The sequence below is a fragment of the Shouchella xiaoxiensis genome (assembly GCF_016907895.1).
In the GTDB taxonomy this organism is placed as follows: domain Bacteria; phylum Bacillota; class Bacilli; order Bacillales; family Bacillaceae_D; genus Shouchella; species Shouchella xiaoxiensis.
Genome location: NZ_JAFBCV010000002.1, coordinates 188,201 through 210,326 on the forward strand (window position 1 = coordinate 188,201; position 22,126 = coordinate 210,326).

Consider the following 22,126-nt stretch of genomic DNA (forward strand, 5'->3'; position numbering starts at 1 on the left):
TAATGGAGGACAATAGAATGAAAAAGATTAGTTTATTAGGTTCAACCGGCTCCATCGGAACGCAAACGCTCGATGTAATCGCGGCAAACAACGAGTCGTTTACGCTTGTTGCCCTAGCCTGCGGAACAAATATCGAGCTTGCCCGAAAACAAATTGCTGCTTTTCAGCCAAAGCTTGTATCGGTTGCAACCCCTGAAGATGCGAAAATACTAGCAGGGGAATTTGGTCCGGAAATCGAATTTTTACATGGCGGTGAAGGGCTTGTGGAAGTAGCTCGCTACAGTGAAGCAGATACGACCGTCACAGCGATTACGGGGTCGGTTGGGTTGCTCCCAACTTTAGCTGCTATTGAAGCGAAGAAAACGATTGCGATTGCCAATAAAGAAACGCTGGTGACTGCAGGTCATATCGTCGTCGAAGCTGCGAAAAAAAACCGAGTAGCGCTTATTCCAGTTGATAGTGAACACTCGGCAATTTTTCAAGCGTTAAACGGAGAATCGCATCGAGCGATTGAGCGGCTGATAATTACCGCTTCTGGCGGAAGCTTCCGCGATCGTTCACGCGATGAATTAAAGCATGTAACGGTGGAACAAGCTCTTTCTCACCCAAACTGGTCGATGGGCGCAAAGATTACCATTGATTCAGCAACAATGATGAACAAAGGGCTTGAAGTAATAGAAGCAAAGTGGCTTTTTGGACTGGATTATGACAAAATTGATGTGTTGATTCATAAAGAAAGCATCATACACTCGATGGTTGAATTTGTTGATCGAAGCGTGATTGCTCAGCTTGGAACACCAGACATGCGCGTTCCCATTCAATATGCGCTGACTTACCCTGAGCGATTTTCTCGATTAGATGAGGAACGTCTTGATTTAGCAGCAATTGGCAAACTGCATTTCTCGGAGATGGACATGAGTCGCTATCGTTGCATGAAGTTTGCTTATGATGCTGGTCGTGCAGGCGGGACGATGCCAACCGTTTTGAATGCCGCGAATGAAGTGGCAGTTGCCCGTTTTCTAAAAGGGGAACTGACTTTCCTAGAAATTGAAGATGTGATTGAGCGCGCGCTTCAAGCACATACCATTCAATCAAACCCAACGCTTGAACAGATTCAAGCGGTTGATCAAGAAATACGGCAACAAGTAAGTGTTAGTTAATCAAGAGAGGCGGTTTGGCTGTTGAACACATTGCTCGCGTTTATTGCTATTTTTAGTGTACTTGTGTTTGTACACGAGTGGGGTCATCTGTATTTTGCCAAGAGAGCTGGTATTCTCTGTTACGAGTTTGCGATTGGGATGGGACCTAAATTATTTGCATTCGAACGAAATGATACGATTTATACGGTCAGACTTCTCCCAATTGGTGGGTATGTTCGGATGGCAGGAGAAGAACCTGAACAAACGACAATTCGCCCGGGTTATGAAATTGGACTTGTTTTTGATAATCAGCAAAAAGTAACCGAGATTATCATTAATAATAAATCAAAGCATCCAGAAGCCCATGTGGTTCAAGTGGAAAAAATTGATTTAATTCACGAGCTTTTTATTGAAACGATCGATGATGAGACAGGGGAGACCGTTCGCTACGAGGTTCATGAAAAAGCGATGCTTGTCCAAGATGAAGTCGCGCAAATTAATGCACCTTGGCACCGCCAATTCGGATCGAAATCTTTGCCGAAGCGGGCGATGGCAATTTTTGCTGGTCCGTTAATGAACTTTATCCTTGCATTTATTATTTTGATTGGCTTGTTTTGGGGCTTTGGCTACAATACAAATCAAATAAGCCCTGTAGAAGGTTCCGTTGCCGCTGAGAGCGGGTTAATGGAAGGTGATACGATTGTTGCCGTTAACGGAGAACAAGCGGACGAGTGGCAGCATTTAGTAAACTTAATTAGCGAGCGTCCTAATGAGGAAATTACGGTCACTTACGAGCGTGATGGAGAACAACAATCTGTTACAATGACGACGGACACGGACTATGTTGAAGAAATTGACACAGAGCGCGGCGTTATTGGCATTGCACCAATGAGAGCGAATGATTTTCTTGGAGCGGTCTCAAACGCGGGGTCTGAATTTGTGATGATGGCTACTTCTATATTTGATACGTTAGCGCTGATCTTCACAGGTGAATTCTCATTAGATTATATTTCTGGTCCAGTTGGTATTTATAACTTTACCGATGCTGCGGTTGCAGCTGGCTTATATAATGTGCTCTGGTTTGCCGCATTACTGAGCGTGAACCTTGGGGTCATTAACTTATTCCCAATTCCAGCTCTGGACGGAGGACGGTTAATGTTCCTTGGCTATGAAGCAATTCGAGGAAAGCCAGTTTCGCCTGAAAAAGAAGGAGCCATACAATTTGTTGGTTTTGCGCTAGTAATGCTCTTAATGATTATCGTCACGTGGAATGATATTAGTAAACTATTCTCGTAAGAGAGGCTAGATTAACAAGGTAGATAGAAGGAAGTGTCGCAAATGAGACAATCAACTTACTTAGCGCCAACGATGCGCGACGTACCAGCTGATGCAGATGCAATCAGTCATAAATTAATGCTTCGTGCAGGCATGATGCGCCAGATTGCTTCTGGTGTCTATGCGTATCTGCCTCTTGCCAAGCGTTCAATGGCAAAAATTGAAACGATCATCCGTGAAGAATTGGATGCAATTGGGGCACAAGAGCTGACGTTGCCGGCACTTCATCCGGCTGAACTATGGCAACAATCAGGTCGGTGGGAAGCGATGGGTGATGAGCTTGTCCGCTTAAAAGATCGCCATAACCGTGATTTTGCCCTTGGACCAACACATGAAGAGGTAATTACATCACTGATTAAAGATGGGATTGCTTCCTATAAAAAACTCCCACTAAATGTGTACCAAATTCAAACGAAATTCCGCGACGAGCGCCGACCTCGATTTGGTCTTTTGCGCGGTCGAGAATTTATTATGAAAGATGCATACTCGTTTCATGATACAGAAGAAAGTTTAAATGAGACGTATTGGGCCATGCACAAGGCGTATTCACGCATTTTTACCCGTGTTGGCTTAACGTTTCGTCCTGTTATTGCCGATTCAGGCGCAATGGGTGGAAAAGATACGCATGAATTCATGGCGCTTGCATCGGTTGGCGAAGATACGGTTGCCTATTCGGACCAGTCTGACTACGCGGCGAACTTAGAGATGGCTTCTAGCGCTCGTCCAACACCACCTGCTTCGCAAACACATGGGCAGCTTGAGAAACAAGCAACGCCGGACGCAAAAACGGTAAACGACGCAGCTGAACAATTAGGACTCGAAGCGGATGACATTTTAAAAGCACTCGTTGTTGTCATTGCAGAGGAAGTGAATTTACTGCTTCTACGTGGAAACGATGAGCTTAATGAAGTAAAAGCGCTGCATGAGCTTGGTGCAACATCGCTACGAATGGCAACGGAGGAAGAGGTTCTTCAAGCATTCGGAGCAACGCCTGGTTCTATTGGTCCAGTTGGAGTAAGTGACATCCCAATTTATGCAGATTACCGTATTCAAGCAATGGACAAGATTGCTTGTGGAGCTAATGAAACAGGGGTGCACTATGTTCATGTTGGTCCTGGTCGAGATTATCAAGTAACGGCTTATAAAGACTTACGTACCGTACAAGCCGGCGATCCGTCACCTGACGGGCAGGGCACTCTTCAGTTTGCTGAAGGTATTGAAATCGGCCAAGTATTTAAATTAGGTACTCGTTACTCAGAATCGCTTGATGCCAAGTTCTTAGATGCAAATGGAAAAGCTCAGCCGTTTCTAATGGGTTGTTACGGAATCGGTGTATCTCGGACAATTGCTGCGGTTATTGAACAGCACCATGATGAAAATGGCATTGTATGGCCAAATGAAGTTGCGCCATTCCATGTGCATCTCTTAGCTTTAAATGTGAAAAATGATGAGCAAAAAGCACTTTCAGAGAAATTATACGAGTTAATCCGCTCTAAAGGAATGGATGTCTTGTATGATGATCGTCCAGAGCGTGCCGGTGTGAAATTTAAGGATTCCGACTTAATTGGATTGCCTGTTCGCATTGCCGTTGGAAAACGTGCTGCTGAAGAGATCGTTGAAGTGAAAGTAAGAAAAACTGGTGAGCAGTTGGAACTCACTGTGCCAGAACTAGCAAGCTGGTTATCTGAGTTCTTTACAAAATAGAGTAAAGACAGGCTGGCCATTTGCCGGCCTGTTTCCTTTTGAGAGGAGTGTGTAAGATGGATTCAGCGATGCAATCACGTGAAGAAAGGTTGCAGTTATTATTGGAACAGCTGCAAATGCCTTCTGACATCATGCATCACTTTGAAGGTGGCTATATTCAAAAGCTAGCAATCTCTAAAGAAACAAAAACATGGCATTTTTACATTCAGCTACCTTCTATTCTTCCAGCTGAAATCTGTGAATTGTTTAGAGGCAGGTTGGCGCAAACGTTTCGCGAAATTGCTAAAGCTAGCTGTTCGTTTAGCTATAGCAATGGTGAAATAAGCAGTGACGTCTGGACTAGCTACTGGCCGCTCCTTGCAACCGAGCTTGTGCCGTTTTCACCACCGCTTGCCCAAGTGTTGCAAAAACAAAAACCGCAAATGGTCGATCAAAAGCTAGCTCTTGTTGCGCAAAACGACGCGGAAGCACAAGCAATGAAGCGTAAACTAACCGAACCATTTAAAGAAATTTGCGGACGCTTTGGTTTGCCGCTTGTACCTCTGGCAATTTCAGTTGAACAGTCAACGGAGGCTTATGACGAATTTATTCGCAAGCGCGAAGAGGAAGACCACTCCAAAGTCGTTGAAGCGATGCTTGAGAAGAAGCGCGTTGATGACGAGATGTCTAAGCAAGTGAAAAATGCGAATTTATCAATGGGGTATACGATTAAAGAAGACCCTGTACCGCTTGAAGCGATTGTTGATGAAGAACGCCGTATTACGGTGCAAGGGTATGTATTTGCAACGGATATTCGTGAGCTGCGCAGCGGTCGTACGCTCCTTACATTTAAAATTACCGATTATACGGACTCGATTTTAGTAAAAATGTTTTCTCGCGATAAAGAAGATGTGCCCGTTATGCAGGCCGTGAAAAAAGGCATGTGGCTTAAAGTACGCGGCGGTATTCAAAACGACACGTTTGTTCGTGATCTCGTGATGATTGCCAATGACTTTAACCAAGTAACACCAACGTTCCGGGTTGATACAGCTGAGGAAAAGCGGGTTGAGCTTCATACGCATTCAACGATGAGCCAGATGGACGGACTTGTTTCCGTTGGTCGCTATGTTGAACAAGCAGCGAAGTGGGGCCATTCCGCTGTGGCGATTACGGATCATGGTGTCGTACAAGCATTTCCTGAAGCCTACAACACGAGTAAAAAACATGGAATCAAGATGATTTACGGAATGGAAGCCAATATCGTAGACGATGGGGTTCCTATTGCGTATAACTCTGATCATCGTCATTTATTAGACGAAGAATACGTTGTGTTTGATGTCGAGACAACAGGTTTATCTGCTGTGTATAACACCGTGATTGAGCTTGCAGCAGTGCGAATTAAAAATGGCGAAATTATAGATACGTACGAGTCCTTTGCCGACCCGAAAGAACCAATCTCGGCATTAATAGTTGAGTTAACGGGCATTACCGATGATATGGTAAAAGGCGCACCGGATCCGCTTGAAGTCATTAAGCAGTTCCGTGAGTTTGCAGGCGATGCGACGCTTGTTGCCCATAACGCCAGTTTTGACATCGGCTTCTTGAACGTTGGTTATAAGAAATTAGGGTTACAGGAAGTGCAAAATCCCGTTATTGATACGCTTGAGCTCGGTCGCTTTCTTTATCCAGAGTTTAAAAACCACCGCTTAAATACGCTATGTAAAAAGTTTGATATTGAACTCGTGAGTCATCACCGAGCGATTTATGATACACAAGCGACCGCTTACCTATTATGGAAAATGGTTAAGGACGCGAGTGAACGCGAAATTGTTTATCACGATGAGTTAAACAATCATATGGGCCAGGGGAATTTTCATCGGCAACGTCCGTTTCATGCGACGATTCTTGTCACGTCACAAGTCGGTCTGAAGAACTTATATAAGCTTGTCACGATGTCGCATGTCGAGTATTATTTCCGCACGCCCCGTATCCCGCGCTCAGAGTTAAATAAACATCGAGAAGGATTGCTAATCGGTTCAGCTTGCGACAAAGGAGAAGTCTTTGAAGGTATGATGCAGAAGTCAGCCGATGAAGTAGAGAGCATCGCACGATTCTATGACTACCTTGAAATTCAGCCGCTTGGAAACTACCAGCATTTAATTGAACGAGAGTTTATAAAAAATGAACAGGCTTTGCAAGAGATCCTAGGAAAAGTCGTTGAGCTAGGAAAGCAGCTAAATCTACCTGTTGTTGCAACAGGAAATGCTCATTATATAGATGAAGAAGACGAGATTTACCGTAAAATCTTGATTGCTTCTCAAGGTGGGGCAAATCCACTAAACAAACAGACGCTGCCACAAGTCCATTTCCGGACAACGGATGAAATGCTCAACGAATTTTCTTTCTTAGGTGAAGAGATGGCGAATGAGGTTGTCGTAACAGCATCAAATGAACTTGCCAATCGAATTGATGAAGTTCATCCGATTCCTGATGATCTTTACGCGCCGAAAATTGAAGGTGCGGATGATGAAATGCGGGAGATGAGCTACGGCCGGGCAAAAGCGATTTACGGTGAGCCATTGCCGGAAATTGTCGAAGCGAGACTGGAAAAAGAGTTAACGAGTATCATCGGCCACGGCTTTGCGGTTATTTATTTAATCTCACAAAAGCTGGTGAAAAAATCACTGGATGATGGCTATCTCGTTGGTTCTCGTGGATCAGTTGGTTCGTCCTTTGTTGCAACGATGACTGAAATTACCGAGGTTAACCCACTGGCACCACATTATGTTTGCCCGAACTGTCAGCACTCTCAATTTTTTGATGATGGTTCCGTTGCTTCTGGTTACGATTTACCAGATGCCGATTGTACGGAGTGTGGAACGGCGTATGTCAAAGAAGGACAAGATATTCCGTTTGAGACGTTTCTTGGTTTTAAAGGAGATAAAGTTCCCGATATTGATTTAAACTTCTCCGGAGCCTACCAGCCGAGAGCCCATGCCTATACGAAAGATCTATTTGGCGAAGAATATGTTTACCGTGCCGGAACAATTGGTACGGTTGCCGAAAAAACAGCATACGGCTATGTCAAAGGCTATCAAGGTGATCACGATCTATTCATGCGTGGTGCAGAGATTGACCGTCTTGTTTCAGGGTGCACAGGCGTTAAGCGAACAACAGGTCAGCATCCGGGAGGAATTATTGTTGTTCCTGATTATATGGACATCCATGATTTTTCGCCAATACAGTTTCCGGCTGATGACAAGAATTCAGAATGGAAAACCACTCATTTTGATTTCCATTCGATTCATGATAACTTGCTAAAGCTTGATATTCTTGGTCACGATGATCCAACGGCAATTCGCATGCTTCAGGATCTAAGCGGAATCGACCCGAAAACGATTCCAACAGATGATCCTGAGGTGATGAAGATTTTTGCCTCACCTGACGTTCTTGGCGTGACGGAAGAACAAATTATGTGTAAAACAGGAACGCTTGGCATCCCTGAATTCGGTACGCGGTTTGTGCGCCAGATGCTTGAAGAAACCAAGCCAAGTACGTTCTCAGAGCTCCTGCAAATCTCCGGACTTTCACATGGAACGGACGTGTGGCTCGGCAATGCAAACGAGCTTATTTACAACGGTACCTGTGAGTTAAAGGATGTAATCGGTTGTCGTGATGACATCATGGTCTATTTGATCTATAAAGGGTTAGAATCCTCTCTTGCGTTTAAAATCATGGAGTTTGTTCGGAAAGGGAAAGGGTTGCAGCCAGAGTGGGTCGAGGAAATGAAGAAGCATCAAGTTCCAGACTGGTACATTGATTCCTGTACAAAAATTAAGTACATGTTTCCGAAAGCTCACGCGGCTGCATACGTGTTAATGGCGGTTCGGATTGCTTACTTTAAGGTTCATCACCCCATCCTTTATTACGCAACATACTTTACGGTGCGGGCGGATGATTTTGAGATGGATATCATGATTAAAGGCTCAACGCCAATTAAATCTAAGATTGAAGAGATTAATGCGAAAGGACTTGATGCGGCGCCGAAAGAAAAGGCCGTTTTAACGGTGTTGGAATTATCACTTGAAATGACTGAACGTGGCTTTAGCTTTCAAAAGGTTGATTTGTATAAATCATCGGCAACTGAATTTATTGTTGATGGGAACGCACTTCTACCACCGTTCAATTCGTTAAATGGTGTCGGTACAAACGCCGCATTAAACATTGTCAAGGCACGCGAAGACGGGCATTTCTTATCAAAAGAAGATTTGCAACAACGAGCACGTTTAACAAAAACGGTTGTGGAAAATCTGTCTGATCACGGGTGTTTAGAAGGTTTACCAGAATCAAATCAGCTATCCTTGTTTTAAGGCTCGTCGTACCTTGCATGAATGGGTTTGCTATGGTACAATCGTTTATGGTAATAGTTAGCATACGATATGAACAAAAAGAGTGGGGGCTTCCCACTCTTTTTGTTCGCCCACGGCTAGGCGCTTAAAAGTTGCATAGGCCTTTATAAACGTATGCGAGTAGTTGAGTATACGTTTTTTACTATATAAGGGAGGGACGTGCTTTGAGCAAAATAGTCTCTAGCAAAGTGGAACAGTTGGTTTTACCAATTGTTCAGGAATTAAATCTTGAACTCGTTGAAGTTGAATACAAAAAAGAAGGATCAAATTGGTTTTTGCGTGTCTTTATTGATTCTGACCGCGGTGTGAATTTAGATGATTGTGAAGCGGTTAGTGAAAAACTAAGTGAAGTGCTGGATGAAAAAGATCCGATTAGCGATGCTTACTTCTTGGAAGTTTCTTCGCCAGGTGCTGAGCGACCGCTTAAGAAGAAAGCAGACGTTGAAAAAGCCGTGGGTAAAGGGGTATATGCAACAACATATGAACCATTCAACGGTGCAAAATCATTTGAAGGCATTTTGGTATCATTTGATCAAGATGAACTTGTTATTGAAACAAAAGTAAAAACAAGAAAAGTAACGAATGTTGTTCCTTATGAAAAAGTAGCAAGTATTCGCTTATCTATTTTGTTATAAGTTTTAGCAAAAAAAGGAGGTGCTTTCCATGAATAGCGAATTTATGGAAGCCTTGTCTACGCTTGAAACAGACAAAGGAATAAAAAAAGATGTTATTATTGAAGCAATTGAAGCAGCGTTAATATCCGGCTATAAGCGGAATTTCGGCCAAGCACAAAATGTGCGTGTTGATGTCAATCGGACGAATGGAAGTATTCGCGTGTTTGCACGTAAAATCGTTGTAGAAGAAGTATTTGACAAGCGCTTAGAGATTTCTGAAGATGACGCACAAGTGATTAATCCGAGCTACGAAGTCGACGACGTGCTTGAAATTGAAGTAACGCCAAAAGACTTCGGTCGTATTGCTGCGCAAACAGCGAAACAAGTTGTTACTCAACGCGTACGTGAAGCAGAACGTGGCATTATTTATTCCGATTTTATTGATCGCGAAGAAGACATCATGAATGGAATTGTGCAGCGTCAAGACCACCGCTTTATTTATGTTGATCTTGGCAAAGTCGAGGCGCTATTGCCGCTTACGGAACAAATGCCTAATGAATCGTATAAGCATAACGACCGCATTAAAGCATTTATTACTAAAGTGGAAAAAACAACAAAAGGGCCACAAATTCTTATCTCTAGAACTCATCCAGGCCTGCTAAAGCGCTTGTTCGAACTAGAAGTCCCAGAAATTTACGATGGTACGGTTGAAATTAAATCGGTCTCGCGTGAAGCGGGTGACCGTTCGAAGCTCGCGGTTCATTCAGATAACCCTGAAGTTGATTCAGTTGGGGCATGTGTTGGTCAACGCGGTCAACGTGTTCAGACGATTGTCGATGAATTAAAAGGGGAAAAAATTGATATCGTTGAATGGTCAGAAGATCCTGTTGTCTATGTCGCCAATGCGCTTAGTCCAGCAAAGGTCATGAAAGTCAACGTACTTGATGGTGAAAAAATGACTCAAGTCATTGTCCCTGACTATCAATTATCTCTTGCAATTGGAAAACGAGGTCAAAACGCTCGCTTAGCAGCGAAATTGACCGGTTGGAAGATTGACATTAAAAGCGAATCAGAAGCGCGTGAACTAGGACTTCTTGATGAATCAAGTGAAGCGGATGAGCTAGAATCGTTTACGACAGCTGAAGAAGAGCGCTAAAATAAAGGCGGGGAATCGATATGAAACAACGAAAAGTACCGCTTAGAAAATGCATTGTCACAAATGAAATGAGACCAAAAGGTGAATTAATGCGCATTGTTCGTACGACGGAAGGAACGGTTGAACTCGATCCGTCCGGTAAGAAAAACGGGCGCGGCGCTTATTTAACAAATAGCGAAGACGTGTTTGAGACAGCGAAGAAGCGAGATAGTTTATCGCGCCATTTGCAAGTTCAAGTTAGTCAGGAAGCGTACGATCAGTTAATTGCGGACCGTCTTAAAGGGAAGAAACGATGACAAACGAAGCAAAAGTGTTATCGCTTTTAGGACTCTGCCAACGTGCTGGTCAACTCATTTCAGGGGAAGAGCTCGTGTTGGATGATGTTCGAAAACAAAATGTCTCCCTCGTTATTTTGGCAAGTGACGCGAGCGCAAATACCGAAAAAAAAGTGAAAGATAAATGTAGCTATTATACAGTTCCGGCCTATATGACGAGCGACCGCTATGCTTTAGGTCAAGCAATCGGAAAAGAAGCACGTGTCGTTCTAGGCGTGAGGAGTGAAGGGTTTGCTAAGAAAATTGCTGCATTACTGAACCAATAATGGAGGTATGTATATGTCAAAAATGCGAATTCATGAATACGCAAAAGCAAATCAAGTTCAAAGCAAACAACTGATCGAAAAATTAAAGTCGATGGGTGTTGAAGTGTCCAATCATATGTCAACAGTCGAAGAAGAGACGTTAGGGAAGGCGAAGCAATCTATGCAATCATCTACAGGAAAAGACCAAAAAACAAATCAAACTCGTCCACAAGGGCAAAGCCAAGGTCAAGGTGGGAACCGCAGTAACCAATCATCCTCATCTAGCCAAGGAAACCGTTCTGGAGGAAATCGTCCAGGAGCCCAAGGGCGCAATAACAACAACAACCGCGGACCTGGTCAAGGAGGCGGCCGACCAGGAAACAATAACAATCGCCGCAATCAAGGAAACCGTGGTGGCAAAAGACGTGGAGGCCCACAAAACAAGCCGAACCATCAGCAAATGCCGCTTCCTGAAAAAATCACCATTTCTGGATCTCTCTCAGTTAGTGAGTTAGCTGCAAAGCTTCACCGTGAGGCTTCAGAGTTGATTAAGAAATTAATGGGACTCGGTGTTATGGCTACGATTAACCAAGAGCTTGATAAAGACACGGTTGAACTTTTAGCTGCAGATTACGGTGTTGCTGTAGAAGAAGCTGTTTTTGTCGATGAGCTTGATATCGAGCTGTATGACAGTGAAGATAAAGAGGAAGAGCTACAAGAAAGACCTCCAGTTGTAACGATTATGGGGCATGTTGACCACGGTAAAACAACGTTACTTGATTCCATTCGTAATACAAAAGTAACAGCTGGTGAAGCGGGTGGAATTACGCAACACATCGGTGCCTATCAAATTACGCAAAACAACAAGCAAATTACGTTCCTTGATACACCTGGTCACGCTGCATTTACAACGATGCGTGCTCGTGGTGCGCAAGTAACTGATATTGCAATCATTGTTGTTGCAGCCGATGATGGTGTTATGCCACAAACAAAAGAGGCGATTAGCCATGCGAAAGCAGCGGAAGTTCCAATTATTATCGCTGTCAATAAAATGGATAAAGAAGCGGCGAATCCAGATCGCGTTATGCAAGAATTAACCGAGTATGAACTCGTTCCAGAAGCATGGGGCGGAGACACCATCTTTGTTAATGTATCTGCATTAAATGGGGACGGAATTGATGAGTTAATCGAAATGATTTTGCTTGTTTCTGAAGTGGAAGAGTTAAAAGCGAATCCAGATAAATTAGCTTCAGGTACAGTGGTTGAAGCTCAGTTAGATAAAGGGCGCGGACCGGTTGCAACCCTGCTTGTTCAAAGTGGAACATTAAACGTCGGCGATGCCGTTGTTGTTGGAAGCACATTTGGTCGTGTACGTGCTCTTGTAAACGATCTTGGTCGTCGTGTCAAAACGGTTGGACCTTCTGCTCCAGTCGAAATTACCGGCTTAAACGAAGTGCCACAAGCAGGCGATCGTTTCCAAGCGTTTAAAGATGAGAAAAAAGCGCGTCAAGTTGGTGAAGGGTTAATGGCTCGTTACCGTGAGCAGAACCTAACTGAATCATCAAAAGTAAGCCTAGATGATTTGTTTAATCAGATCCAGCAAGGGGATATTAAGGACATTAACGTTATCATTAAAGCGGACGTTCAAGGTTCTGTTGAGGCAATGAAAGGTTCACTTGAAAAAATCGACGTTGCAGGTGTGAAAGTTAATATTATTCATACAGGTGCTGGGGCGATTACAGAATCGGATATCATTCTTGCTTCTGCATCAAACGCAATCGTAATCGGCTTTAATGTTCGTCCTGACGTTAACGCGAAACGAGTAGCTGAAGCGGAAAACGTAGACATTCGTTTACACCGCGTTATCTACAATGCGATTGATGAGATCGAGCAGGCAATGAAAGGTGCGCTTGACCCTGAGTTTGAAGAAAAAGTCATCGGTCAAGTTGAAGTTCGCACAACGTTTAAAGTATCTAAAGTAGGGACAATTGCTGGTTCGTACGTTACGGAAGGAAAGATTACCCGTAACTCTACGGTACGCTTAATCCGTGATGGCATTGTTGTCTATGAAGGTGAACTAAACGCATTAAAACGTTTTAAAGATGATGCGAAAGAAGTAGCGGCGGGGTACGAGTGTGGTATTACGCTTGAAAAGTTCAATGATATTAAAGAAGGCGACATCATTGAAGCATATGTCATGGAAGAAATTAAGCGCTAATGGTGCTGGCGCTTGTTCGATGCGAATTGTTCATTTATATGGCACAGTCGCTTAAGGACAAACGATCGGTTGTGAAAAGCATTGTCACAAAGACACGTCAACGCTGTAACGTTAGTGTTGCTGAGACGGGTTATCAAGAGGTCTGGCAACGTTCGGAGCTGACGCTTTGTGCGGTTGGATCAAGTAGAAAGAGTGCGGAAGCAGAATTATTCCGTGCTCTTTCGCTTATCGACCAAGCAGACAATGTGGAGCGCACGATAACCGATTGGGAATGGGTTTAATATTTTAGTTAGAGGTGAGCATGTTGGCTAGTAACCGTGCTGTTCGCGTAGGCGAACAAATGAAAAAAGAATTAAGCGATATTTTAATTCGAGAAATTAAAGATCCGCGCGTCCGTTTTGTCACGATTACAGGCGTAGATGTAACAGGAGATTTACAGCAGGCGACTGCGTACATTACCATTTTAGGTGAAGCGGAAGAACAGAAAGCGACTCTTGCTGGACTTGAAAAAGCAAAGGGTTTCATTCGTTCAGAAATTGGTAAGCGAATTCGCTTACGAAAAACGCCTGAATTAACATTTGCGATTGATGAGTCGATTCAATACGGGAATCATATCGAATCGCTTTTACGTGAAGTAAAAAAAGAGGATTAAACTACACTGAGGGTAGCGGCGATGGCTGCTGCTCTTTATTTTTTGAAAGGAGTGTCGTTCATATGGAACCATCAGGCATTCTTGCTTTACATAAGCCACGGGGAATGACTTCCCATGACTGTGTTTATAAACTACGGAAGCTGTTTCAAACAAAGAAGGTCGGGCATACGGGAACGCTTGACCCAGAAGTAGACGGCGTCTTGCCAATCTGCATTGGCAGGGCAACAAAAGTAGCTGAGTACATGACCAATTTTGATAAAACGTACGTCGGAGAGGTGACGCTTGGTTTTACCACAACAACTGAAGACGCCTACGGTGAGCTTGTTGAACAAAAGCCGGTGCTGGACAAATTTTCAGCACCGGAGATTAAAGCAGTTCTTCAATCGTTTACGGGGGAGATTACACAAACGCCACCATATTACTCTGCTGTCAAAGTAAATGGAAAGCGGTTGTATGAGTATGCAAGGGCAGGAATAGAGGTTGAACGGCCATCGCGGCACGTTCAAATTTATGCACTGGAGTTTATTGATAGCACTAAGCGCGAAAGCGAACAATTTTCCTTTGCGTTTCAAGTAACCTGTAGCAAAGGGACATACGTCCGCACGCTGGCTGTCGATATTGGCAGAGCTCTCGGTTATCCAGCGCATATGTCAAAGTTAACGCGAACCGCCTCGGGCTCTTTTTTGTCTAGTGATACAATAACGTTTGAAGCGCTTGAGGAAATGTCTTTAGCAGAGCGACAGGCGTTGCTCTACCCGTTTGATCGGGCACTGGAACAATTTCCTCGTCAAATTGCGAATCGCGATCTAGAAAAAAAAATTCGCAATGGTGCCGTACTTGATGAGTCTTTAGCCTTTGGAGAACAGCCTTTTTTGTTCTATAATGAGGATGGAGAGTGCTTGGCTCTTTATAAGCCACACCCGAGCAAAGCAGGACTCATTAAGCCGGAAAAACTGTTTTGTCAGTCAGCAGGATTGTAGGAGGGGCAGAAGAAGTGAAGCTTGTTAAAATAAATGTAGATAATGTACATACCGTTCAAGCACCTGATCAAGTTGTTATGGCGCTTGGTTATTTCGATGGCGTTCATCGAGGGCATCAAGCAGTGATTGGGCGTGCAATTGCCGAAGCGCAAACTCGAGGGATAAAAGCGGCTGTTATGACGTTTTATCCACATCCGAAAGAAGTGCTTGGGAGTCCCGATAAGCCAATGCGCTATTTAACACCGCTTCAATACAAAATTGATCAACTTGAGAATTTAGGTGTTGATCTTGTTTATGCGGTTGAGTTTACAAAGGATTTTTCCAAACTGACGCCACAGCAGTTCGTTGATCGTTTTTTAGTCGATTTAAATGTGACTCATCTTGTCGCTGGATTTGATTTCACTTATGGTGTGAAAGGGTCTGGTACGATGGATGATTTAGCCCAGTTTGCGCAAGAACGTTTTACCTACACCATTGTTGAAAAATTGAGCGATGACAATGAAAAAATTTCTTCAACTCGTATACGAAACGAGCTTGATTCTGGAAACGTAAGCGAAGTAGAGCGCTTGCTTGGCTATTCTTATCGTTTAAGCGGAACCGTTATTCATGGTGATGCGAGAGGGCGCTTAATCGGTTATCCAACAGCAAATGTTTCGCCGACAGAGCGTTTCTTTATTCCAAAAACGGGCGTGTATGTTGTGACGCTTTCGCTTGGTGATGAGACGTTTACAGGGATGGCGAACGTAGGCTTTAAGCCAACATTTGTTGATGATCTACCGGAGCCATCAATTGAAGTTCATATTTTTGACTTTGATCGTGACATTTATGATGAACATGTTGTTGTAACGTTTTTGGATCGCATTCGTGATGAGCAAAAGTTTAGCGGGATTGACGAGATTAAAGCACAGCTTGCTAGAGATGAACAGACCAGTCGAGTTTTGCTCGAGCAAAGAAAGATCTAGTAACTACTTGCAATTATTCATTTAGAAGACTATAATAACAAGTGTTCGTTTTACTACGAACGCGACCCAGTTCTTGGCAGGGCGATTCACCAACGTCTGCTCAGAAGTCGGGTTTAAGAAAAAAGGAGGTGGCTCTGATGGCATTAACTCAAGAGCGCAAGAATGAACTAATTGCAGATTTTAAAACGCATGATACGGACACTGGATCTCCAGAAGTTCAAGTGGCTATCCTTACGGAGCAAATTAACACGTTAAACGATCATTTGCGTACGCATAAGAAAGATCATCACTCACGTCGTGGTCTTTTGAAAATGGTTGGTCAACGTCGTAACTTGCTAACTTACTTGCGTAATAAAGACGTAACACGTTATCGTAATCTAGTTGATAAACTTGGTTTACGCCGATAGGATTTGAAAAAAGCGGGGGATTCTCTCCCGCTTTTTCTTCATGAATATGAATGAACAAGGAATCTTACAAACAAGCATTCGAAATAACTCTTTTAAACTTATTCTGATTCGGTCATAATAAGAAAGAAGAATTTTTTAGATGTACGAGAGGAGTACACAGTCATGAATCAAGAACGACAGGAGTTTTCCATTGACTGGGCTGGACGCACGTTTACAGTCGAAGTGGGACAACTAGCGAAACAAGCAAGTGGAGCAGTTCTTGTTCGTTATGGAGACACAGCCGTGCTATCAACTGCAACGGCTTCAAAGGAGCCAAAGGATCTTCCTTTCTTTCCACTGACGGTCAATTATGAAGAACGATTATATGCAGCAGGTAAAATCCCAGGAGGATTTATTAAACGAGAAGGTCGCCCGAGTGAAAACGCGATATTAACAAGTCGCTTAATCGACCGTCCGATTCGTCCACTATTCCCAGATGGTTTTCGTAACGATGTACAAGTCATAAGCATTGTTATGAGTTCAGATCAAAACGCTTCTTCTGAAATGGCAGCGATGATTGGATCATCCCTTGCGCTATCTGTATCGGATATTCCTTTTGACGGACCGATTGCCGGGGTAACGATTGGCCGAATAAACGGAGAGTTTGTCGTAAACCCAACACCGAGTCAACTAGCTGAAAGTGACATTGATCTTGTTGTTGCGGGTACAAAAGATGCCATCAACATGGTTGAAGCAGGCGCGAAAGAAGTACCTGAGGAAATCATGCTTGAAGCGATTCTTTTTGCCCATGAAAACATTAAAGAAATGATTGCGTTCCAAGAAACAATCGTTGCCGCGTGCGGTAAAGAAAAGCGTGATATTCCGCTTAAAAAGTTTGATGCTGAACTTGAAGCAACGCTTAGAGAAACCGCAGAAGCTTCGATAAAAGAAGCGGTTCAAGTGGTTGAAAAGCATGCGCGTCAAGAAGCCATTGATGCAGTGATTGCAGCACAAGTGGAACAGTATGAGGAAAATGAAGATGTTAACGTTGGTGAAGTGAAGGGCATTCTTCAGATGTTTGTAAAAGAAGAAGTTCGTCGCCTCATAACGGTAGATAAAATCCGTCCTGATGGTCGTGGTGTTGATGAAATTCGTTCACTAGACTCACAGATTAACATGCTTCCACGCACGCATGGTTCAGGCTTATTTACACGAGGTCAAACACAGGCACTAAGTATCTGTACATTAGGTGCGCTTGGTGATGTGCAAATCTTGGACGGGCTTGGTATCGAAGAAACAAAACGCTTCATGCACCATTATAACTTCCCGCAGTTCAGCGTTGGTGAAACAGGTCCAATTCGTGCGCCAGGTCGTCGTGAAATTGGTCATGGGGCGCTTGGTGAACGTGCGCTAGAGCAAGTGATTCCAAACGAACAAGATTTCCCTTATACGATTCGCTTAGTATCTGAGGTGCTTGAATCGAATGGTTCAACATCACAAGCTAGTATTTGTGCAAGTACGCTTGCGATGATGGATGCTGGGGTGCCAATTAAAGCACCGGTTGCCGGAATTGCGATGGGACTTGTTAAACAAGGCGAGCATATGACCGTCTTAACGGATATTCAAGGAATGGAAGATGCATTAGGAGATATGGACTTCAAAGTAGCTGGTACGGCTGCTGGAATTACCGCTCTGCAAATGGACATCAAGATTTCGGGAATTAACCGTCAAGTACTTGAACAGGCGCTTGAACAAGCGAAGCGTGGACGTATGAAGATTCTTGATAATATGTTGACTGCAATTGAAAAACCACGCGAAGAGCTATCAGAATTTGCACCGAAGATCTTAACTTTGGCTATTAACCCAGATAAGATTCGTGATGTTATTGGGCCAAGTGGTAAAGTCATTAACAAGATCATTGAAGAGACGAATGTAAAAATTGACATCGAGCAAGATGGTACGGTTTATATCTCTTCTTTAGATGCACAGATGAATGCCAAAGCAAAACAAATTATTGAAGATCTTGTTCGCGAAGTTGAAGTTGGCAAAACGTATCATGGAAAAGTGAAGCGCGTTGAAAAATTCGGCGCATTCGTTGAGGTCTTTAAAGGCAAAGACGGACTTCTTCATATTTCACAAATCTCGGAAGAGCGAGTGAATAAAGTGGAAGATGTCCTGAAAATTGGTGATGAGATTGACGTTCGCGTAACGGAGATTGATAGCCAAGGTCGTGTAAACTTGTCACGCAAAGTTTTATTAAAAGAACAACGTGAGAAGGAAGAGAAAGAACAAGCTGCTAAAGAAGAAGCAGCAACAGAATAAAGATAAGAGACTGGGGCGATTTCCTAGTCTTTTTTTGTTTCTCAACGTCTAGTCCCCTCCTTCGCTACATAGACATGCTAAGAGATGTTTTTTAGCTAGGGGGCGATTAAATGAAACAAAGATGGATTCATATTGTACTATGTTGCTCGGTCGCTGTATTGGCCTATGGAGCGATTCAAAATCCGTTTTCACTTCAGTATATTGAGACGGTTAAAACAAATGCGACGATGCTTGTTGAGACAGAAGAAGATCCGCTTTACCAAGAAATCACCGACCATGCGTCCCAAGTCAATATTCCTGCTACTGATGCAAGAGTGGATAAAGTATGGAAGGCATTGCCAGGATATAATGGACTTGAGGTTGACGTGCAACAATCCTATGATAAGATGAAAGAATCTGGGACATTTAGCCAATCGAAGCTCGTTTTCAAGGAAACAAAACCGGAGCTGCACCTCTCGGACTTACCTCCTGCACCTACGTATAAAGGGTTATCCGACAAACCGATGACATCCTTATTAATTAATGTCGCCTGGGGCAATGAATTTTTACCAGATATGCTTAAAGTACTAAAGGACCATAATGTTCAAGCTACTTTTTTTCTTGACGGATCTTGGGTTAAGAAAAACCCACAATTAGCACTGATGATTAAAGAAGAAGGGCATGAAATTGGCAGTCATGCGTATTCTCATCCGCATATGAATTCGTTATCTGCAGCTGCAATTGACGAAGAGCTGGTTAAAACGAATGAAGTAATTGAAGCGACACTAGACTTAACACCGAAGTGGTTTGCGCCGCCAAGTGGTGAATTTAATCAGCAAGTCATCGATCGAGTTGCTGCGCATGATATGCATACGATTTTATGGACGGTCGATACGATTGACTGGAAGAAGCCTGAGCCGTCTGTTATGGTAGAGCGAGTTGTGAATCAAATGGAAGCTGGTTCGATGCTGTTAATGCATCCGACAGAAGCATCCTCAACCGGACTCGATGCAATGATTTCGGGGATAAAGCAAAAAAATCTATTAGTTGGTACAGTCAGTCAGCTGATGGATGAAACCAGAATACCGCGCAATATGGAAGTAGACATCAATGGGGGTTCAAATCGTGATTAATAAACAAACGCTAGATAATGGCGTGCGCATTATGGCGGAGAAAAATGAGACCGTCCGCTCTGTTGCGATCGGAATTTGGGTAAAAACGGGTTCGCGGAATGAGGGACTACATGAGAATGGTATCTCTCATTTTATCGAACATATGCTGTTTAAGGGCACAGAGACGAGAAGTCCGCAGCAGATTGCAGAAGCATTTGACCGGATTGGCGGTCAAGTCAACGCGTTTACGGCAAAAGAATACACATGCTACTACGCAAAAGTATTAGATGAGCATGTGCGTATTGCTTTGGATGTTCTTCAAGACATGTTTTTCAATTCCGTGTTCGAAGAAAAAGAGATAGAACGGGAAAAAAATGTTGTTCTTGAAGAAATTAGGATGGTAGAAGATACGCCGGACGATTTAGTTCATGACTTATTAAGTGAGGCGACGTTTGGTGAGGCAACGCTCGCCAATCCGATATTAGGAACGGAAGAGACGCTTGATTCCTTTACAAAGAACCAGCTGCATGACTACATGGATCGCTTCTATACAGGTGATCGTGTTGTTATTTCTGTTTCTGGTCATTACGACGATCAACTTCTTTTAGAGCTTGAAGATCTTTTCTCAGCTGTAAAGAAAAGCAGGGAAGAATTCCTTGTTCCAGAGGCTCGGTTTGAACCGATTCAAAACTACCGCTATAAAGAAACCGAACAAGCTCACCTTTGTTTAGCATACCCAGGACTGGAAGTTGGTTCGGAAGATATGTTTGGTTTAGTTCTGTTAAACAATACGCTAGGAGGAAGCATGTCAAGCCGCTTGTTTCAAACGATTCGAGAAGATCAAGGTTTATGCTATTCAGTCTTCTCTTACCACTCCTCCTACGAACATGTCGGAACCGTTACGCTCTATGCTGGTACGCAGTTAACTCAGCTCGAAAAACTGTCTGAAGCAATGGCTCAGGTGACGCAGAATGTTCAACAACAAGGAATAACGAAAAAAGAGCTCGAGAATGGAAAAGAACAATTAAAAGGAAGCATCATGCTCGGGCTTGAAAGTACAAGCAGCAGAATGACCCGTAATGGGAAGAACGAATTGATGATTGAAAAGCATCGAAGCTTAGACCAATTACTCGATGATATTAACCGTGTATCACTTGAAAATGTCAATGAATTAGCAGAGCGCTTATTTAACGTTAGCCCTGCGTTATCCATTGTTGCTCCAAGTGAAACGATGCCAATGACTTTTTACAACAACTAGTCTAGTTTATGGACGATCCTCATATCATGAGATAAGAGGTGAGTGAGATGAGATTAAGTGAGATTGCCAATAAAGAAATCATTGATTTTGAAAAAGGGGAGCGCCTTGGCGTACTTGGACAAACCGATGTGCTTTTCAATGAACAAACAGGAGAAATTCACGCCTTTATCGTACCTATCTCAAAGTGGTATCAATTTAATCGTAAAGATAAAGATGTAACGGTATACTGGCAACAAATTAAAAAGATTGGTCAAGATATGATCATCATTGATACGGAAGGTCTGTCCTAGGGGGCAGGCCTTTTTTTGTGCTGGAACGGAATATGCTACCGGGTCATATGGTAAAGAAAGAAGATTCTATTTGCCTAAAGTGAGCGAGTCTGTATAAATCAACTCGCATGCATTGTTTGATAGAAGTGATCTGGTTTATGGGAGGTAACAACATGCTGACTGGCATTCACGTTGTAATGATTGGCGGAGACGCAAGGCAGTTGGAAATCATTCGAAAGCTATCGACGCTTGATGCGCGAATCTCGCTTGTCGGATTTGATCAGCTTAATGATGGGTTTATTGGTGCAAACAAACAAGAGCTCTCAGAGATTGATTGGGGAACAGCTGAAGCGATTTTACTCCCTGTTGGTGGGATGTCTAATGATGGTTTTATCAACAGTGTCTTCTCAAATGAAAAATTAAAGTTAGAAGAGATTCATTTAAGTGAAACACCTGAAACGTGTACGATCTATACGGGAATTTCGTCCGACCGATTAGAGAAATTGGCGAAAAAAACAAAACGTCAGATCGCTGTTTTAATGAACCGTGACGATGTTGCCATTTATAATTCCATTCCAACAGCTGAAGGCGCGGTGATGCTGGCGATCCAGCACACGGACACTACGATTCATCATGCCAAGGTTGCTGTTCTAGGATTAGGCAGAATTGGATTGACCATTGCGAAAACGTTTAAATCACTTGGTGCGGATGTATCAGTTGGTGTCCGCGAGTCGGCATTGTTGGCGCGCGCATTTGAGCTTGGAATGAGACCTTTTTCAATTGATCGCGCAAAAGAAGCACTATCGGAGATGGATATTGTGATTAATACCATTCCTGCTAAAGTGGTGACGGCAAATGTGTTGACGGAAATGAAGCAACACGCGTTCTTACTGGACTTAGCTTCAAAACCTGGAGGAATTGACTTAACATACGCGGAAAAACGCGGTTTAAAAGCGATGCTCGTCCCGGGACTACCAGGGATGGTCGCCCCAAAAACAGCCGGAAAAATTTTAGCAAACGTGTTAAGTGATTTATTACTGGAACAAATTCAATCATAAACAAAGGAGCGAAT

At 43.3% G+C, this 22,126-nt stretch carries 19 protein-coding genes; all 19 read left to right on the top strand.

The features are described from left to right. Window positions 1-17 precede the first annotated feature (17 nt). The 19 genes from JOC54_RS04375 (at window position 18) to dpaA (ending at window position 22,112) form a co-directional block, all read left to right on the top strand. A complete protein-coding gene (locus tag JOC54_RS04375; RefSeq protein ID WP_035419227.1) occupies window positions 18-1,160 on the top strand; it encodes a 1-deoxy-D-xylulose-5-phosphate reductoisomerase in 1,143 nt (380 codons plus the stop codon). 21 nt (window positions 1,161-1,181) lie between these two features. Beyond that, entirely contained in the window at window positions 1,182-2,435 is a 1,254-nt protein-coding gene (rseP, locus tag JOC54_RS04380) for an RIP metalloprotease RseP (RefSeq protein ID WP_035419228.1), read from the top strand. Between the two features lie 42 nt (window positions 2,436-2,477). After that, window positions 2,478-4,178: a proline--tRNA ligase gene (locus tag JOC54_RS04385; protein WP_204464714.1), complete on the top strand. Its 1,701-nt coding sequence runs from the start codon at window positions 2,478-2,480 to the stop codon at window positions 4,176-4,178. 56 nt (window positions 4,179-4,234) lie between these two features. After that, complete coding sequence (locus JOC54_RS04390) at window positions 4,235-8,527, top strand: PolC-type DNA polymerase III (RefSeq protein ID WP_204464717.1); 4,293 nt, start codon at window positions 4,235-4,237, stop codon at window positions 8,525-8,527. 203 nt (window positions 8,528-8,730) lie between these two features. Next, on the top strand, window positions 8,731-9,201 hold the full coding sequence (gene rimP / locus JOC54_RS04395; RefSeq protein WP_035440690.1) for a ribosome maturation factor RimP: 471 nt from the start codon (window positions 8,731-8,733) through the stop codon (window positions 9,199-9,201). Window positions 9,202-9,229: 28 nt separating this feature from the next. Beyond that, window positions 9,230-10,336: a transcription termination factor NusA gene (nusA, locus tag JOC54_RS04400; RefSeq protein WP_035419231.1), complete on the top strand. Its 1,107-nt coding sequence runs from the start codon at window positions 9,230-9,232 to the stop codon at window positions 10,334-10,336. A 20-nt stretch (window positions 10,337-10,356) separates the two neighbouring features. Further along, on the top strand, window positions 10,357-10,632 hold the full coding sequence (gene rnpM / locus JOC54_RS04405; RefSeq protein WP_035419232.1) for an RNase P modulator RnpM: 276 nt from the start codon (window positions 10,357-10,359) through the stop codon (window positions 10,630-10,632). Next, window positions 10,629-10,937 (top strand): YlxQ family RNA-binding protein, encoded by a 309-nt coding sequence (locus tag JOC54_RS04410; protein ID WP_035440688.1) that lies wholly within the window; start codon window positions 10,629-10,631, stop codon window positions 10,935-10,937. Before rnpM ends, JOC54_RS04410 begins: the two co-directional genes overlap by 4 nt. Before the next feature lie 13 nt (window positions 10,938-10,950). Further along, window positions 10,951-13,134 (top strand): translation initiation factor IF-2, encoded by a 2,184-nt coding sequence (gene infB, locus JOC54_RS04420; protein WP_239586572.1) that lies wholly within the window; start codon window positions 10,951-10,953, stop codon window positions 13,132-13,134. Then, on the top strand, window positions 13,134-13,415 hold the full coding sequence (locus JOC54_RS04425; RefSeq protein WP_198315989.1) for a DUF503 domain-containing protein: 282 nt from the start codon (window positions 13,134-13,136) through the stop codon (window positions 13,413-13,415). The genes infB and JOC54_RS04425 overlap by 1 nt, the downstream gene beginning before the upstream one ends. Before the next feature lie 23 nt (window positions 13,416-13,438). Continuing rightward, window positions 13,439-13,786, top strand: coding sequence for a 30S ribosome-binding factor RbfA (gene rbfA / locus JOC54_RS04430; protein WP_275582678.1), 348 nt, complete (start codon window positions 13,439-13,441; stop codon window positions 13,784-13,786). Window positions 13,787-13,848: 62 nt separating this feature from the next. Next, window positions 13,849-14,766: a tRNA pseudouridine(55) synthase TruB gene (gene truB, locus JOC54_RS04435; protein ID WP_204464719.1), complete on the top strand. Its 918-nt coding sequence runs from the start codon at window positions 13,849-13,851 to the stop codon at window positions 14,764-14,766. A 14-nt stretch (window positions 14,767-14,780) separates the two neighbouring features. Then, window positions 14,781-15,728, top strand: a complete 948-nt coding sequence (locus JOC54_RS04440; protein WP_204464721.1) for a bifunctional riboflavin kinase/FAD synthetase — start codon at window positions 14,781-14,783, stop codon at window positions 15,726-15,728. A gap of 137 nt (window positions 15,729-15,865) precedes the next feature. Beyond that, a complete protein-coding gene (gene rpsO / locus JOC54_RS04445) occupies window positions 15,866-16,135 on the top strand; it encodes a 30S ribosomal protein S15 (protein WP_035419236.1) in 270 nt (89 codons plus the stop codon). 162 nt (window positions 16,136-16,297) lie between these two features. Beyond that, complete coding sequence (locus JOC54_RS04450; protein ID WP_204464723.1) at window positions 16,298-18,436, top strand: polyribonucleotide nucleotidyltransferase; 2,139 nt, start codon at window positions 16,298-16,300, stop codon at window positions 18,434-18,436. 110 nt (window positions 18,437-18,546) lie between these two features. Continuing rightward, complete coding sequence (locus JOC54_RS04455; RefSeq protein ID WP_204464732.1) at window positions 18,547-19,548, top strand: polysaccharide deacetylase family protein; 1,002 nt, start codon at window positions 18,547-18,549, stop codon at window positions 19,546-19,548. Continuing rightward, window positions 19,541-20,785: a M16 family metallopeptidase gene (locus JOC54_RS04460; RefSeq protein WP_204464734.1), complete on the top strand. Its 1,245-nt coding sequence runs from the start codon at window positions 19,541-19,543 to the stop codon at window positions 20,783-20,785. Before JOC54_RS04455 ends, JOC54_RS04460 begins: the two co-directional genes overlap by 8 nt. 47 nt (window positions 20,786-20,832) lie before the next feature. Then, entirely contained in the window at window positions 20,833-21,075 is a 243-nt protein-coding gene (locus tag JOC54_RS04465; protein WP_204464737.1) for a YlmC/YmxH family sporulation protein, read from the top strand. 152 nt (window positions 21,076-21,227) lie between these two features. After that, window positions 21,228-22,112, top strand: a complete 885-nt coding sequence (gene dpaA / locus JOC54_RS04470; protein ID WP_204464739.1) for a dipicolinic acid synthetase subunit A — start codon at window positions 21,228-21,230, stop codon at window positions 22,110-22,112. Window positions 22,113-22,126: the final 14 nt, after the last annotated feature.